The sequence below is a fragment of the Rubrivivax gelatinosus genome (assembly GCF_016583785.1).
GTDB classification, from domain to species: Bacteria; Pseudomonadota; Gammaproteobacteria; order Burkholderiales; family Burkholderiaceae_C; genus Rubrivivax; species Rubrivivax gelatinosus_B.
In genome coordinates this window covers 1-16,751 of sequence record NZ_NRRU01000102.1, presented here as the reverse complement: position 1 = coordinate 16,751, position 16,751 = coordinate 1, and the positions used below count along the sequence as shown (strand labels likewise).

Annotated in this window: 9 protein-coding genes; 4 read left to right on the top strand and 5 right to left on the bottom strand. The window is 72.1% G+C overall.

Annotated features, from left to right (window positions below):
- Positions 1–1,655, bottom strand: a 1,655-nt coding sequence (locus CKO43_RS20940; RefSeq protein ID WP_200379832.1) for a methyl-accepting chemotaxis protein, incomplete at its 3' end; no start/stop codon positions are given.
- A 420-nt stretch (positions 1,656–2,075) separates the two neighbouring features.
- Between CKO43_RS20940 and CKO43_RS20935 the strand changes: the two genes are divergently transcribed.
- The 3 genes from CKO43_RS20935 to CKO43_RS20925 all read left to right on the top strand — a co-directional run bounded on the left by CKO43_RS20935 (position 2,076) and on the right by CKO43_RS20925 (position 10,150).
- The gene (locus CKO43_RS20935) at positions 2,076–4,853 is read left to right on the top strand and encodes a TonB-dependent receptor (RefSeq protein ID WP_200379831.1); all 2,778 of its coding nucleotides are present in this window, start codon (positions 2,076–2,078) and stop codon (positions 4,851–4,853) included.
- A 267-nt stretch (positions 4,854–5,120) separates the two neighbouring features.
- Positions 5,121–6,239 carry an extracellular catalytic domain type 1 short-chain-length polyhydroxyalkanoate depolymerase gene (locus tag CKO43_RS20930; RefSeq protein WP_242481269.1) on the top strand — a complete coding sequence of 373 codons (1,119 nt, stop codon included), beginning with the start codon at positions 5,121–5,123 and terminating at the stop codon, positions 6,237–6,239.
- A 116-nt stretch (positions 6,240–6,355) separates the two neighbouring features.
- On the top strand, positions 6,356–10,150 hold the full coding sequence (locus CKO43_RS20925) for a chemotaxis protein CheB (RefSeq protein ID WP_200379830.1): 3,795 nt from the start codon (positions 6,356–6,358) through the stop codon (positions 10,148–10,150).
- Here CKO43_RS20925 and CKO43_RS20920 read toward each other — a convergent pair.
- Complete coding sequence (locus CKO43_RS20920; RefSeq protein ID WP_200379829.1) at positions 10,131–11,891, bottom strand: response regulator; 1,761 nt, start codon at positions 11,889–11,891, stop codon at positions 10,131–10,133. The two genes, CKO43_RS20925 and CKO43_RS20920, sit on opposite strands and share 20 nt — an antisense overlap.
- A gap of 197 nt (positions 11,892–12,088) precedes the next feature.
- Positions 12,089–12,685: a DUF2242 domain-containing protein gene (locus CKO43_RS20915; protein WP_242478078.1), complete on the bottom strand. Its 597-nt coding sequence runs from the start codon at positions 12,683–12,685 to the stop codon at positions 12,089–12,091.
- A 155-nt stretch (positions 12,686–12,840) separates the two neighbouring features.
- Between CKO43_RS20915 and CKO43_RS20910 the strand changes: the two genes are divergently transcribed.
- Positions 12,841–13,890, top strand: coding sequence for an NAD(P)-dependent alcohol dehydrogenase (locus CKO43_RS20910; RefSeq protein ID WP_200379828.1), 1,050 nt, complete (start codon positions 12,841–12,843; stop codon positions 13,888–13,890).
- Positions 13,891–13,896: 6 nt separating this feature from the next.
- Here CKO43_RS20910 and CKO43_RS20905 read toward each other — a convergent pair whose 3' ends face one another.
- Both CKO43_RS20905 and CKO43_RS20900 read right to left on the bottom strand, forming a co-directional pair.
- Positions 13,897–15,912 carry a DEAD/DEAH box helicase gene (locus CKO43_RS20905; protein WP_200379827.1) on the bottom strand — a complete coding sequence of 672 codons (2,016 nt, stop codon included), beginning with the start codon at positions 15,910–15,912 and terminating at the stop codon, positions 13,897–13,899.
- A 39-nt stretch (positions 15,913–15,951) separates the two neighbouring features.
- On the bottom strand, positions 15,952–16,461 hold the full coding sequence (locus tag CKO43_RS20900) for a hypothetical protein (protein ID WP_200379826.1): 510 nt from the start codon (positions 16,459–16,461) through the stop codon (positions 15,952–15,954).
- Between the last annotated feature and the right edge of the window lie 290 nt (positions 16,462–16,751).

The window sequence follows — 16,751 nt, the reverse complement described above, 5'->3', positions numbered from 1 at the left end:
CGCGCGGGCTGGGCCGGCGGTGTCGCCGGACGCGGCAGCGGCACGACCGGGGCCGCGGCCGCCACCGGCGCCACGGCGACAACCGGAGCCGCCGCACCGGCCAGCCGGAACACCGCCACCGCCTCGACCAGATGGCCGGCCTGCTGGCGCAGGCTGTCGGCGGCCGACGCACTTTCTTCCACCAGCGCCGCGTTCTGCTGCGTCACGTGGTCCATCTGCGTCACCGCCTCGGCGACCTGGCCGACACCGCGGCTCTGCTCGCTGCTGGCCGAGCTGATCTCGCCGACGATGTCGCCGACGCGGCGGATCGAAGCCAGGATCTCGTTCATGCGCTCGCCAGCCTGGTCGACCAGCGAGCTGCCCTGCTCGACCTGCTCGACGCTGTGCGTGATCAGGCCCTTGATCTCGCGCGCCGAGGTGGCGGCGCGCTGCGCCAGGTTGCGCACCTCGCCGGCGACGACGGCGAAACCGCGCCCCTGCTCGCCGGCGCGCGCGGCCTCGACCGCGGCGTTCAAGGCCAGGATGTTGGTCTGGAAGGCGATGCCGTCGATGGTGCCGATGATCTCGGCGATGCGGCAGCTCGAGTCGTTGATGCCCTTCATCGTCGTCACCACCTGCGCCACGACCTCGCCGCCGCGGCCCGCGGCGTCGGACGCGCCGCGCGCCAGCTGGTCGGCCTGCTGCGCGTTGTCGGCGTTGTGGCGCACCGTCTCGCCGAGCTCGCTCATCGTCGCTGCGGTCTGCTGCAGCGCGCTGGCCTGCTCCTCGGTGCGCTGGCTCAGGTCCTGGTTGCCCTGCGCGATCTGCGCGCTGGCGGTGGCCACGCTCTCGGCGTTCCCGCGCACCCGGCCCACCGTGGCGGCCAGCGAGTCCTGCATGCGCGCCAGCGCTGCCAGCAGCTCGCCGGTCTCGTCGCGCCGCGTCGCCTCGATGCGGTGGCTCAGGTCGCCTTCGGCGACGAGGTTGGCGGTGTCCACCGCCGCGCGCAGCGGACGCACGACCGAGCGCGTCATCAGCCAGGCGGCGCCGGCGCCGATCAGCGTGCCGACGGCACAGCCGACGATCAGGATCAGCGTCGCCAGCTGCTCGTCCCGCGACGCGGTGGCTTCGCCCTGCTGGGCGAGCGCGCCCATGTGGCCGGCCCAGGCCTTGCCGGCTTCATCGGTGGCGCGATAGGCGTCGGCACCGGCGCCGAGCATCATCCTGGACACCTCGGCCGCCAGCGACGGCTCGGTCGCCGAGGCATGCGACTTGTCCTGCACCGGCAGCCAGGCCTGGCGATAGGCGGCGACGGCGGCCTTGAAGGCCTCGGTGTTGCGGCGGTCGGTCGCGTCGCTGACGTTCTCGCGCAGGTAGTGCTCGATGCTGGCGTCGAGCGACTTGTCGAGCTCGGCGATGCGGGTCTCGACATCGTGCTTCTCGGCGACCTCGTCGCTCGAGATATGCCGGTACTCCAGGATGCGCCGCGTGGCCATGAGGCCACGCGCCTCGCTCAAGGTTTCGTAGCTCGGGACGATGTTGGCCGAGAAGTAGCGGACATGGGCGGCGATCGCGTGCATCTGGCTGCCGGCGATCAGCGCCATCGCGACGATCAGCGCGATCAGCAGTCCGAAGGCCAATGACAGGCGCGGCCCGATCCTGAGGCTTGCAAGCATGGGTACTCACTTTTTAGTGGTGGAACAACACGAACGCGGGTGAAGCACGCGGCCCGCTCTGACCTGCGGGCGGGAACCGTGTGCGCGCCGCGGCCCTCGGGCGTCGCATGCCCGACAGGCCGCGCACGCCGGCTCCTTCGTGACGTCCTTTACGGCACGAAGCCGGTGGCGTGTAGTGCAGGCCCATGACCCGCACGTCATCCGCGGTCACGTCGCGTTGCGTCCAGCGAACCGTGGCGGTCCTGCCAACGCCCCCCCGTTCAGGGGCGCTGCACCGGGCTCGCGCAGCCCTGTCGGCGATCCCTGTCATCGCAAGCGCCCTGTTTCCCGTTGGTGTCTGGACGGTGAATTGACACCACAATAGCTGTGGACTTTTTCACCGTTGCCCTTTTCACCGTCCCGAGGACCAAGGAAAACAAGATGAGCCGCGACCCGACGCGCCGCTTCACCCCCATCGGCGCCGCCTGTGCGACCGTGATCGCACTGGCCGCTGGCGGCACGCAGCCCGCACTGGCGCAAGACATGACCGTCGCCGCGGCGCCGCCGACCCGGGTCGAACGCATCGAGGTGACCGGCTCGCGCATCAAGCGCACCGAGGACGAAGGCGCGCTGCCGATGCAGACGATCACGCGCGAGGACATCGTCAAGTCCGGCGTCACGACCGCGGCCGAGGTGATGCGCAACCTCAGCGCCAACAGCGGCGGCCTGAGCGACGGCGGCAGCATCAACACCGGCGGCTACGACCAGAAGGGCTTCAACTCGGCCAATCTGCGCGGCATCGGCACCTCGTCGACGCTGGTGCTGCTCAACGGCCGGCGCATGGCCAACTTCGCCTCGCCCGGCGACGATGCCGGCGTCGACCTGAACAGCATCCCCGCGGCGGCCATCGACCGCGTCGAGGTGCTGCTCGACGGCGCCTCGGCGATCTACGGCACCGACGCGATCTCGGGCGTCATCAACTTCATCACCCGGCGCGACTTCACCGGCGCCGAGGTCGACGTCTACATCGGCGACAGCCAGGAAGGCGGCGCCGGCAAGCGCACCGCTACGGTGACGGCGGGTTTCGGCACGCTGGCCGAGAACGGCTTCAACGTCTTCGGCGTCTTCGACGTGCAGCGCACCGATGCACTCAGCACCTCGCAGCGCAGCTTCATCAAGGACCTGAAGATCCCGGAGCGGCTGCCGCATCTGCTGTCGGGCTACACCAACCCGTCCAACATCTACCTTTCGAAGGCGCAGCGGAACTACCTCCGGGATCAAGGCCTGCTGATCAACGGCGAGCCGATCAGCAACCAGACCATCAACTTCCTCGCGCCGGACTGCAACCCGCCGGCCAATCTTTATCTGCCCGGCGGCACCGGAGGTTCGCAGGCCTGCACCTACGACTACATGCGCGACACCGAGCTGTACCCGAAGACGGAGAAGATCAGCTTCCTGGGCCGCGGCGTGACAGAAATCGCCGGCGGACACGAGCTGTTCGCCGAAATCGCCCTGGCGCGCGCGCGCAGCTGGTATGTCGGGTCGACCGCGCGCGTGACCGGCACCGTCGACTACACCGCCGTGCCGTGGCTCAAGGACTACTCGGGTCTGGAGGACATCGACCCCGAGATCGAGCTGGACATGCGCCTGGACGAAGCCGGGCGGCGCGAGAGCGAGCTGACCAGCACGGCCCAGCGCTACGTCGTCGGCATGAGCGGCAGCATCGGCGACTGGGACTACGAGTGGGCGCTGAACCACAGCGTCAACGACGTCGCCGACCGCGACACCCACGGCTACGTGCTCTACAACGAGCTGATCCAGGGCATAGAAGACGGGATCATCAACCCCTTCGGCAAGTCGTCGGCCGAAGGCCTGGCGCTGATCGACAGCATCCAGGTCAACGACACCGTGCGCCGCGCGCGCGGCACGATGGACTCGGTCGACTTCCAGGCCAACCGGTCGCTCGCCAAGCTCGGCGGCGGCGCGCTCGGGCTGGCCATCGGCGGCGAGTTCAGACGGGAGAAGAACACCTTCAACCCGTCGGCGCTGCTGATGAGCGACAACATCAACAACGACTTCGCGCCCGAGGGCGGCACCGCCACCAGCGACCAGCGCCGCGTCGCCGCGGTCTTCGGCGAGTTGCGGGCGCCGCTGACCAAGCAGCTCGAACTGCAGTTCGCCGCCCGTTTCGACCACTACGAAGGCGTCGGCAACACCGCCAATCCGAAGATCGGCGCGCGCTACCTGGTCAGCCCGCAGGTGCTGCTGCGCAGCTCGTTCGGCACCGGTTTCCGCGCGCCGTCGATGAATGACCTGTACCGGCCGACGCGCTACAGCAGCACCTCGACGCTGCCCGACCCGGTCTACTGCGCCACCGTCGACAACAACTACGCCGACTGCGCCTGGAACTGGGACACGCGCCACTACAGCAACGACAAGCTCAAGCCCGAGCGCTCGCACCAGTTTTCGCTGGGCACGGTGTTCACGCCGCACCCGCTGTGGAGCGTGAGCCTGGACTACTGGAACATCCAGAAGCGCGACGTCATCAGCGAGATCGGCGACGACGTGATCCTCGCCAACCTCGACCGCTACGAGCCGCTGGTGCACCGCTACAACGAGGACGAGGGCCTGGATGGCTGCGAATACGACGCGGACGATCCCGGCATCTGCTACATCGAGCTGCGCAAGGAAAACCGCGGCCGGCAGAAGGCCTCGGGCCTGGACATCGTCGTCGAGTTCAAGGGGCTGAAGACCGGCTATGGCGTCTTCGGCGCCCGCATGGCCGGCACCTGGATGATCGAGTCCAAGCAGCAGCCCGACCGCAACGCGGCCTTCATCAGCAACCTGGGCCGCTTCGTCACCGACGGCGTCGTGCAGCGCTGGCGCCACCGCCTCACCTTCGACTGGGAGCGCGGGCCCTTCAGCCTGACGCTGGGCAACACCTTCTACTCGGGCTACGACGACCAGAACTCGGCGATCAACACCGACGACGGCAGCGTCGTCGCGAAGAACCGGGTCAAGGCCTACTCGCTGTGGGACCTGTCGGGCGGCTACGAGGTGTCCAAGGCGCTGTCGCTGCGTGCCGGCGTGCAGAACCTGTTCGACACCCCGCCGCCGTACTCGAACCAGGCCTACTACTTCATCTCGGGCTACGACCCGAGCTACACCGACCCGCGCGGCCGCTTCTTCTACGTTTCGGGGCGCTACCAGTTCCGCTGAGCGCGGCACGGGTTGAGTCGGTGGCCGGGATCGTCCCGGCCGGGCGGCCACGCCGGCCGCGCGGTCGAGGCCGGCGTGGGCATCGCCGCCGCCAGGCGTGCCTGGGCCGTGAACGGCGGCCGGGCACAGTTGGCGGTGAACGGGCCCTTGCCCGGCACGGCAGCCCGTTAAGGTCTATGCTGCACTGCAGCATGATCGAGTTTTGCCCTCACCGGGAAGAGCACCTCGACCGGGCCGCGCCGTCCGCCACTTCGAGGAGTAGTACCCATGTCCGAACACCCGTCCTTCCTGGGCCTGATGCAGGCCGCAACGCGGCTCACGCGCGCTGGCAACCTGGGCGGCGCGACCCGCACCATCCAGCAGGCGCTGCGGGGCCTGTCGTCGGTGCCGGAAACACCCGCGGAAGGTGATGTCATCGAGGTCCAGGCGCATGAGGTCGTCGACCCCGGCCGGGCCGGCTCGATCCGGCTGGGCAGCGCGCCGCCGCTGCCGCCGTCCGCCGGTGCGCGTGCCCAGGCCGTGCACGGCGCGCCGCGCAGCGGCCCGCAGGACGTGTTCATCGCCGGCGAGCACAGCGCCGCCGGGCTCAGCCGCGACTACAAGCTTTACGTGCCGCCGGCGGCCGCAGGCGGCGCCCGGCCGCTCGTCGTCATGCTGCATGGCTGCACCCAGGACCCGGACGACTTCGCCGCCGGCACCGGGATGAACGCGCTGGCGCGCGAACAGGGCTTTTTCGTGCTCTATCCGGCGCAGTCGCCGCGCGCCAACCCGCAGCGCTGCTGGAACTGGTTCAAGAGCAACCACCAGCGCCGCGGCCGCGGCGAGCCGGCGCTGCTGGCGTCGATGACGCAGGAGATCGTCGCGCGCCATGGCATCGACGCGCGCCGCGTCTACGTCGCCGGCCTGTCGGCGGGCGGCGCGATGGCGGCGCTGCTCGGCGAAGCCTATCCGGATGTCTTCGCCGCCATCGGCGTGCACTCCGGCCTGCCGCGCGGCTCGGCCAAGGACGCCTCGAGCGCGCTGCAGGCGATGGGCCGCGGCGCCAGCGCCAGTGCACCGGACGCGACGCTGCCGACCATCGTCTTCCACGGCGACCAGGACCGCACCGTGCATCCGCGCAACGGCGAGCAGATCGCCGCCGGCCATGCCGCAGTGGTGCCAGGTGCGGCCGAGCCGGTGCCCGGCGCAACCGGACGCGCCAGCACGCGCCGCGTCTACCGCGATGCCGCCGGCCACGTGCTGGCCGAGCACTGGGTCGTGCACGGCGGCGGCCACGCCTGGTCCGGCGGCCGCTCCGACGGCAGCTACACCGATCCGGCAGGCCCGGACGCGGCGCGCGAGATGCTGCGTTTCTTCCTCGAGCACCCGCGCGCCGGCCAAGGCTGAAGCCGGCGCAGCGCAGGCTTGCCGCAGCCGGGGGCGAGGCCCCGGTGCATGGCGTACGATGGTTCGCCGACCTCGGACGCACAGGCCGCCGGCTCGTCGCGAACCCGGAGCGCCTCATGCAACTTCCTTCCACCCGCCTCGTCGGCATCGGCGCCAGTTCCGGCGGGCTCGAGCCCATCCTCGAGATCGTCTCCCGGCTGCCGGCCGACGCCGGGCTGGCGCTGCTGGTGGTGCAGCACCTCGATCCGTCGCAGCCCAGCCTGCTGGTCGACATCCTCGCGCAGCACACGACGATGACGGTCGAGGCCGCGGCCGAAGGCAGCGAGGTCCAGGCCGGCCACATCTACGTGATCGAGCCCAACACGACGATGTCGGTCGTGCAGGGGCGCCTGAGCATCGCGTCGCGTGTGCCGCGCCTGGGGCCGCCGATGCCGATCGACGACCTGCTCGAGTCGCTGGCGCGCGAGTGCGAGAGCGATGCCATCGGCATCGTGCTGTCGGGCGCGGGCACCGACGGTGCGCTCGGGCTGCAGGCCGTCAAGGCCTTCGGCGGCCTCACCTTCGCCCAGGACGAGGCGAGCGCGCGTTTCGCCAGCATGCCGCACGCGGCGATCGGGCTGGGCTGCGTCGACCGCGTGCTGCCGCCCGAGCGCATCGCCGAGGAACTGCTGCGCATCGTGCGCCATCCGCTGCAGGCCGCGGGCGACGGCGATGCCTGGCCGCCGTCGGTGGGCATGGGCGACGAGGACGGCTTGCGCCGCCTCTTTCGCGAGCTGCACACGACCTGCAACATCGATTTCAGCCACTACAAACGCGGCACCATCCAGCGCCGGCTGGCGCGCCGCCTCGCGCTGCACGACGTGGGCGAGCTGGGCGCCTATCTCGACCTGCTGGAGGCGGACCCGGCCGAAACCCAGGCGCTGTGCCGCGACCTGCTGATCCGCTACACCGAGTTCTTCCGCGACCCCGATGTCTTCGAGGCGCTCGCGCGCACGGCGCTGCCGCGGCTGCTGCAGCCGGGTGCGTCGGCCAACCCGCTGCGCATCTGGGTGCCGGGCTGCGCCACCGGCGAGGAGGTGTACTCGATCGCGATCTGCGTCGCCGAGTACCTGTCGCTGCACGCGCCGGCGCAGCCGGTGCAGATCTTCGGCACCGACGTCAGCGACGACGCGCTGCAAACCGCGCGCACCGGCTGCTACATCGAGAACATCGCGCGCAACGTCAGCGCCGAGCGCCTGGCCCGCTACTTCGTGCGCGACGGCGACAGCTTCCGCGTCAACAAGTCGATCCGAGACTGCTGCACCTTCGCGCGCCAGAACGTCGCCTACGACCCGCCGTTCTCGCGCCTGGACCTGATCAGCTGCCGCAACCTGCTGATCTACCTCGACCCGGTGCTGCAGAAGCGGGTGATGCCGGCCTTCCACTTCGCCCTGCGGCGCGAGGGCATCCTGATGCTGGGCGCGTCCGAGTCCGTGGGCGCGTTTTCCGAGTTCTTCACCCCGATCGACGTGCCACGCGCCAAGCTGTTCGAGAAAAAGACGCTGGCCAACCGGCCGTTCACGGCGCTGGCGCTGGCCGCGCCGGTGCCGCCACCGACAGCAGCGCCCGGTGCCCGGGCCGATCCCGAGCCGCGCGAGGTCGACACGCCGGACACGCTGCGGCGCGAGGTCGACCGCATCGCGCTGGCGCGTTTCGTGCCGCCCTGCGTGCTCTGCGACGACGCCTTCAACGTCATCGAGTACCGCGGCGACACCTCGCCTTTCCTCGTCAACCCGGGTGGTGCGCCGACGCAGCAGCTGCGCCGGCTGGCGCGGCCGGGTGTCTTCCACGCGGTCGGCGAAGCGCTGCGCGAGGCGCGTGCGAGCGGCCGCACGGTGCGCCGCGGCGGCCTGCGCGTGACGCTCGACGGCCACGCCCGTGACGCCAGCCTCGAGGTGACGCCGGTGCAGTCGGCGCGGCTGCAGGGCCGGGCCTTCCTGGTGTTCTTCATCGCCTCCGGCCAGCCGGCGGCGGCGCACGGACGGCCGCCGGCGCTGCTGCGCGACCTGGCGGCCAATGTCGTGTCCTGGGTCGGCGACCGCGGCCAGCGCACGGCGCGCACGGCGCTGGAGCGGGAGGTCGTGCGGCTGAACGCCGAACTCGGCGCGGTGCGCGAGCAGACCCGGGTGATGCTCGAGGAGCACGAGCTCGCGATCGAGGAGCTGAAGACGCTCGAGGAGGAGGCGCAGTCGAGCAACGAGGAGTTCCAGAGCACCAACGAGGAGCTCGAGACCGCCAAGGAGGAGCTGCAGTCGCTCAACGAGGAACTCTCGACCACCAACGACGAGCTGCGCTACCGCAACCGCGAGCTCAAGGTGCTGCACGAACGCGTGACGCAGGCACGCGACTTCGCCGACGCGATCATCGAGACCACCTCGCAGCCGCTGCTGGTGCTGGACGCGGCGCTGCGCGTGCTGCGCGCCAACCAGGCCTTCTACGACAGCTTCCACAGCACGCCGCGCGAGACGCTGCAGGTGCCGCTGTTCGCGCTCGGCAGCGGCCAGTGGGACATCCCGGAGCTGCGTCGGCTGCTCGAGGACGTGATGCCGCAGCGCACCCGGGTGCGCGACCACGAGATCTCGGCCGTGTTCCCGCTGCTCGGCCGCCGCCGGGTCATGCTCAACGCCGCGCGTGTCGTCTACCCCGACTCGACGACCATCCTGCTGACGATGGACGACGTCACCGAACGCCAGGAGACGCTGGACGCGCTGTCCAAGGCCGACCGGCAGAAGGACGAATTCCTGGCGATGCTGGCGCACGAACTGCGCAACCCGCTGGCCGGCATGAGCAACGCGCTGCACCTGCTGCAGCACCCGGGTGCCGACACGGCGCAGCGGGCGGCGGCCATCGCGATGCTGGCGCGCCAGCTGCGCAACCAGGTGCGCATGGTCGACGACCTGCTCGACGTCTCGCGCATCACGCGCGGGCTGGTGGACCTGCAGCGCGCCCGGCTCGACCTGGCGCGGGTGGTGCGCCAGGCCTGCGACGGGCTGCAGAGCCAGATCGAGGCGCGCGGCCATGCGCTCGCGCTGTCGCTGCCGCCGCAGGGCCTGATGGTCGACGGCGACCCGGTGCGCCTGGAGCAGGTCGCAGCCAACCTGATCGGCAACGCCGTCAAGTACACGCCGGCCGGCGGCCACATCGAGGTGCGCCTGGCCGCCGACGGCGACGACGCCGTGCTCAGCGTCGCCGACGACGGCATCGGCATGGCGCCGCAGCTGGTGGAGGACGCCTTCAAGCTCTTCGTGCGCGGCGGCTCGTCGATGCACATCGACGGCGGCGGCCTGGGCATCGGCCTGTCGGTGGTGCGCCGCATCATGGAACTGCACGGCGGCACGGTGAACGCCCGCAGCGACGGGCCCGACCGCGGCAGCTGCTTCGTCGCCCGCATGCCCAGGCTGGTGCGCGAGGTGGCCACGCCGGCCGCGCCCAGCGCCGGCGCACCGGCTGCGGCGCCCTCGGGCGGGCACCGCGTGCTGGTGCTAGACGACAACGTCGACGCCGGCGACAGCATCGCGTCGCTGCTGGCGCTCGAGGGCTTCAGCGTGCGCGTCACGCAGGACGGCGACCAGGCGCTGGAGGTGGCCGCCGCGTTCCTCCCCGACGCCGCCGTGGTCGACCTGGGCCTGCCCGGCATGGACGGTTTCGAGGTCTGCCGGCGTCTGCGCGCGATGCCGGCGCTGCACGGGCTGCTGATCATCGTCGTCAGCGGCTTCGGCCGGCCGCAGGACGTGCTCGCCGCGCGCGAGGCCGGGGCCGACGACCACCTGACGAAACCGGCGGACCCGCAGCGCATCGCCGATCTGTTGCGCCGCGGCCCGGCGGCACCGGACGGGCACGACGCGCCCGCGCTCAGCTCGAACGCGCCCTGATCGTCACCCGGTTCAGCGCTTCCTGCAGCGCCTCGAGCATCAGCGGTTTGCTCAGCACCGCGTCCATGCCGACCTCCAGGCAGCGGCGCGCCGTCTGCGCGTCGGCGTCGGCGGTGGCGGCGACGATGGCGAACGGCGCCAGCCGCCCCAGGCGCTGCAGTTCGCGAATGTGGCGCGTGGTCTCGATGCCGCCGAGCACCGGCATGTTCACGTCCATCAGCACGATGTCCGGCGGCGAGCGGCGGCAGCGGTCGACCGCGTCCAGCCCGTCGGCGGCCTCGTCGACCGGATAACCCAGTGCCCCGAGCAGCGCGGCGGCCGCGATCCGGTTGAGTTCCAGGTCGTCGACCACCAGCACCCGCGGCAACTCGTGCGGCGCGGCGGCGAGGCCGGCCGGCTCGTCGTCGAGGGGTGAGCCGAAAGCTGCGAAGCGGCGCGTCAGCGCCACGAGTTCGGCGGTGCTGACCGGATAGACCAGCAGCTCCTGCGAACCGCCGCGGCTGCGGCGCAGCGCGTCGGCCCCGGCGGTGACGACGACGACGACGGCCGGACCCTCGGGCCGCGTCGATCCCGTGGCCGCGACGCCGTCCAGTCGGAACACCAGGTCGGGACGCGACAGCGGGACGGCGGCGGCCAGCGCCTGCAGCAGCTCGGACTCGGACTCGAAGGCCCTGACCTGCCAGCCCAGGCGCTGCAGCCGGCGCGTGAACACCTGCGCCTCGGGCAAGGCCCCCTGCAGCAGCCAGGCGTGGCGGCCGCCGGCGTGCACCGCCGGGTAGACGATGCGGTTGACCCGGCAGTCGCGCTCGAAGCGCAGCACGATGCCTTCGGCCGGTGCGCTCTGCAGCCTCACCCGCGCCCCGCTGGCCGGACACAGGCCGCTGGCCTGCAGGCTGCCGCCCGGCAGGTCGGCGCGCGGCCACGGCGGCTCCATCACCAGCTGCAGGCGCGCCGCGACCTCTTCCAGGCTGACGGCACCCGGGGTGCCGCTCGCCGCCAGCTCGAAGCGGAAACGACAGGCGCCGTCGCGGGGCGGGCCGATGCCGGCATGGCAGAAGACGGCGCCGCTGCCGATCAGGTCGTGCATCGCGCAGAGCAGCCGGTACAGGCCCGCGTGCAGCGCGGCCTCGTCGTCTTCGAGCACGAGCAGCGGCCCTTCGTGGTCGAAGCACAGCGCCAGGCCGCGGGCGTGGAACATCGGCGTCGCCTCGCTGACGGCGCGGCTGGCGAGCGACGCGAGTTCGAAGCGGGCCAGCACCGGCCGCGCCGCGGCGCCGCGGGCGTGCAGCCGCAGGACCTGCAGCAGGTCGGGCAGATTGACCGGTTTCGAGAAGGTATGGCGGAAGCAGTCGGTCAGCCCGTCGACGACGTCCGAGGCGTCGCGCCCGGTGATCGCGATCAGCAGCGGCGGCACGCTGGCGCTGGCAGCGCAGCGGTTCAGCAGCCGTCGGGCGATCTCCAGCCCGCCCATGCCGGGCATGCGCACGTCGAGGATCAGCACATCCGGCTGGGTCTCGGTCGCCAGGCGCCAGGCGGTCGCGCCGTCGCAGGCGATCTCGACCTCGCACGCGAGTTCCAGCCGCAGCAGCTCGGCCAAGCCGGTGACGATGTCGGCCTCGTCGTCAGCGAGCAGGATGCGCAGCACCCGCTGCTCGGCCGAGGCGGCCGGGCCGCCGGGCGCGGCCAAGGCCGCCCGCGATGCCTCGTCGGCCTCGCCACAACGCTGACTCGGTGCGTTCACACGCCCTCCTGTTGCCAGCGCGTCGCCGACGCCGGAAAACTCAAACCCGCGGCACGAAGGTCGGGCCGCACCGGGCATGCGGCACCTGATGGCAAACGGCGTGCCGCGCGGCGACGCCCGCATCCGGGGCGGCATGCGGGGCCTGCAGGGCGATCATGCGCCCATGAGCGCCGCGCAAACCGGTGGCGCGACAGGGTTCAGCTCGGGGCGCCACCGGGCGCGCAGCGGCTCGCGTCCTCGCCGCCGCAGCTCCCGCCACGCACGTAGCGCTGCACCAGCGTGAAGAAGCGGTCGTAGAAGCTGCCGGCGGGAATGGTCTCGCTGCCCACCTTGACCATCGCGTCGTCCGACGACGACAGCGGGATCGAGAACGAGCCCACCGGCAGCCCCAGGCTGGCCGAGGTCGAGGCCTTCTTCAGCGCGTAGCGGTCCTGGACGGCATTGACGAAAGCGGTCGAGCCGCCGTCGCGCGGGCCGGGCGCGCAGGTGATCGTGAAGCTGATCTGGACGTGCAGCTCGCCGTCGGGCTGAAAGTGCTTGTTGCCGGTGACGAGCTGGGGCGTCGCGGTCGTGATCACGTAGCCCTGGCTCAGCAGCGCCAGGCGCGAGGCCTCGCAGGTGGCGGCGGGATCGGCTTCGAAGGCGCGCGAGAAGGTCTGGTCCGAGCTGAAGTGCTCGTTCTGGTAGACGGCGGCGGCCATCTTGCTGGGGGTGCTGCAGCCGGCAACAGCCAGCGACAGCGCAAGAAACAGGCACGCCCGGCCGCACGGGCCGGGCTGCAGATACATGGTCATGTTGGTGAAGATCCCTAGGCGCCTCGGCGGGTTCCCTGGCCTGGCAGCCCGCACCGACGCGGCCCCTATCGTACGGGCCGCGGGATCGCCCCGCGCAACCGGCGGCCACGGCGGCGGCATAGGATGCCGCCCGACCCCACCGCCCAGGAGATGACATGACCAAGACCAAAGCCTACGGCGCGCTCGACGCGCGCAGCCCGCTCGCCGCGCTGGACATCGAGCGCCGCGAACCCGGCGCCGACGACGTGCAGATCCGCATCCTCTGGTGCGGCGTCTGCCATTCCGACCTGCACACCGCACGCAACGAGTGGCACAACACGCTCTACCCCACGGTGCCCGGGCACGAGATCGTCGGCCGCGTCACCGCGGTCGGCTCGGCGGTGACGAAGTTCAAGGTCGGCGACCTGGCCGGCGTCGGCTGCATGGTCGACAGCTGCGGCCACTGTCCGTCCTGCGCCGACGGCGAGGAGCAGTACTGCGACAACGGCTTCACCGGCACCTACAACGGCCCGGTGTTCGGCGGCGAGAACACCTTCGGCGGCTATTCGCAGAGCATCGTCGTCAAGCAGTCCTTCGTGCTGCGCATCGCCCACCCCGAGGCGCAGCTGGCCGGCGTCGCGCCGCTGCTGTGCGCCGGCATCACCACCTGGTCGCCGCTGCGCCAGTGGGAAGTGGGCCCGGGCAAGACCGTCGGCATCGTCGGCCTGGGTGGGCTGGGCCACATGGGCGTGAAGCTGGCGCACGCGCTGGGCGCGCACGTCGTGCTGTTCACGACCTCGGCGAACAAGGTCGCCGACGGCCTGCGCCTGGGCGCCGACGAGGTCGTCGTCTCCAAGGACCCGGAGCAGATGGCGCGCCAGGCCGGCCGGCTGGACTTCATCCTGAACACGGTGGCCGCACCGCACGACCTCAACCCCTTCCTCGCGCTGCTCAAGCGCGACGGCACGATGACGCTGGTCGGCGCGCCGGGCGAACCGCACCCCTCGCCCGACGTCTTCGCGCTGATCTTCAAGCGCCGCCGCATCGGCGGCTCGCTGATCGGCGGCATCCGCGAGACCCAGGAGATGCTGGACTTCTGCGCCCAGCACGGCATCGTCTCGGACACCGAGACGATCCGCATGGACGAGATCAACGGCGCCTACGAACGCATGTTGAAGAGCGACGTGCGCTACCGCTTCGTCGTCGACATGGCGACGCTGGGCTGAACACGCTCACACGGCAGGCGCGCCGGCCTTGCCGCGCCAGAACGCCGCGTCGATCTCCTGCTCGGCGCCCGAGCGTTCGTTGACCAGCCACAGCCGGCTGCCGTCGGCGGCCACGCGCACCACCTCGCCGACGTGGCGCCCGGCGCGCACACGCTGCCCCAGCGCGTTGGCCGGGAACCGCGCTGCGCCCGCCAGTTCCTGCAGCGCCAGCACCGCGCGCGCGTCGCCGGCCAGGCGCAGGCGCTGCACGATGGGCGCCAGCAGCGGGTTGGTGCGGTCGGCGGCCGACATCCAGACCATGACCTTGGCCTGGGCGCGGCTGAGCGCGACGTTGATCAGGCGCGCCGCCTCCTCGGTCTGCAGAAAGGGCTGGGCGCCGTCGACCGGGTCGAACAGAACCGCCGGCGCTTCACTGCCCTGGGCGCGGTGCACGGTGCTGACCTTGACGCCGTCGACGCCCAGCGCCTGCAGCCGCTGGCGGATCAGCGCGCGCTGGGCCCGGAACGGCGTCAGCACGATCAGCTCCTGCGGCTGCCACTGCCCGCTGGCGAGCGCTGCGGCGACGAGCGCGGCGATGGCCTCGGCCGATTCTGTGCGCACCGGCCCGCGCCAGGCCGCCGACCAGCCGCCGGCGCGCGCCACAGTCTCGACATGCACGTGCTGCGCCGGTCCGGCCGGGCCCAGCTCGCGCCGGCGCGCCGCCTGCCACTCGGGAGAGGCCAGCGCATCGGCGGCGACACGCAGCGCGCCGTCGTAATACAGGTCGGCGACGAGCGCACCGATCGCCTCGGCCATGCGCGACTGCTCGTCGAGCAGCACGACCGAAGGCGCGCCGCGCGGCATCTCGGCGAAGGCCGAGCGCCCGAGCCAGCGGCGCGCGCCGCGGTCGGGGCTGCGCTGCACCGGCGAGAGCTGGCTCGGGTCGCCGGCGAACAGGCGCGCGCGTCCCAGCGGCATCAGCACCAGCGCCTGCGCCAGCCCCACCTGGCTGGCTTCGTCGAAGACCACCAGATCGAACGGTGCCGCCCCGCCCTCGCCCAGCTCGCGCAGCGTCTTCAGCGTGCCGACCGCGCGTGTCGTCGTCATCGCCGCCAGGCGGCAGGCGCGCAGCACCTGCAGCGACGCGGCCCGCAGTTCGGCGCGCAAGGCGGCGACACGTTCGCTCCAGGCCTGCAGCGCCGCCAGGTCCTGCGGCGGCGGGCGCGCGGCCTCGGCGCGTGCCAGGCGCGTGATCAGCTCGCGGTCGGCGCTCGGGATGAGGTGCTCGCGGCCGGCGTAGGCGGCGGGGTTGAAGCGGCTGCCCAGGCGCTGCACCCCGGCGCGCCAGCGTTCGCGCCGGCCCTTGTGCAGCGCCTTGTCGACGGCGACGACGGCCAGGTCGACCGCCTGATTGGTGGTCGACAGCAGCAGCACACGCGCCTCGGGGCGTGCGTCCAGGTACTCGGCCAGCATCAGGCCCAGCGTCGTCGTCTTGCCGGTGCCGGGCGGGCCCCAGAGGAAGCTGGCGGCGTGCCCCGGCAGCGCCAGCGCCCGGCGCTGCGCCGGCCGCAGCCAGCGAAACGGCGCCCCGGTGAGCCGCGGCGCGTCGGCCAGCGGCTCGGGACGGGCCAGTTCGGGCAGCGCCGCGAGCGCGCGTTCGGCCCAGGGCGTGTCCCACCAGGCCTCGGCCACGGCTTCGAGGAAGCGGCTGGGGTACAGGCGGATCAGCTGCCCCGGGCCCGGCGGCGGGCCGCTCGCGTGCTGCAGCACCAGCTGGTCGTCTTCGGCCAGCACCGCCAGCACGCTGGCGCCACCCTTGTTCGGCGCGCCCCACCAGGCTGCGGCGCCGTCCAGGCTGTCGTCCAGCAGCACCTGGGCCGAAGCGTGGCCGGGGCGCTGGCCTTCGGCGTAGACGTAGCCGGCTTCGAGCGTGACGCGCCAGAGCGTGCCTTCGCGCTCGAGCTGCCGCACCTTGAAGTCGTAATAGGACGGCGTGGCCTCCAGCTCGGCGGCCAGCGCCGAGCGGATCTCGGCAAGACTCATCGCGGGTGCAGGAACTCGGGGGGCGCGATTGTTCCCGATTCAGGGCACGGCGACCGGCAGCCGGCGCAGCGCGTCGGCGTCGGCGGCGTAGCTGACGGCGACGACGGCCCCGTCGGCCAGCTCGATCACCGTCACCTGGCCCTTGCGCTGCGGCCAGGCCGCCACCGACTCGTCGCGCACCAGGCCGACGGCATAAGGCAGCGCACGCAGCGCCGGCAGCGCGAACAGCCGCGTCACCAGCGCCGGCATCTTGTGCAGATCGGCGAGGTACAGCGCCCGGTGTTCGGCGAGCCAGCCGGCGCCGTCGGCACCCAGGGTCTCCTGCAGCAGGTCGCCGGCGGCCTTGTCGGCGGCGAACAGCAGGAAGCGGGTGCCGGGTTCGACGCGCCAGGGGCGCTCGTTCTGGTCGCTGAGCTGCAGCGACGGCAGCGCCGCGCCCGGCTCCACCGGTGCCGCCACGGCTGCCGCGACGAACAGGGCGAGCGCGGCACCGAGCAGGCGGCGGCGCAACGGCGCAACGCCATCAGGGGGATTGTCGACCTGGTTCATCAGCTTCTCCTGAGCGCCGGGAAGGGCCGGTGGCGAGGCCGTCCGGCACCGGGTCCGCACGACGGAAACAGCGGCTTGTGGGGGCCCGTCGCGCATTGTCGCGGCAGCCGTCGATGACCGCCGATGACGGCCTGCGGCAGGCCGCTGGCTCGCCCGGCGAGCCCGCGGCGGCGGGCCGCTTGCACTAAACTCCGCCCCGCTCCCGACGCGCCCCGCCGACGCCGAAAGGGCTGTCCGGCGCCTTCCGCGGCCGGCAGCCTGCAGCCCGGCAGCCCGCAGCGGGTCGTCTC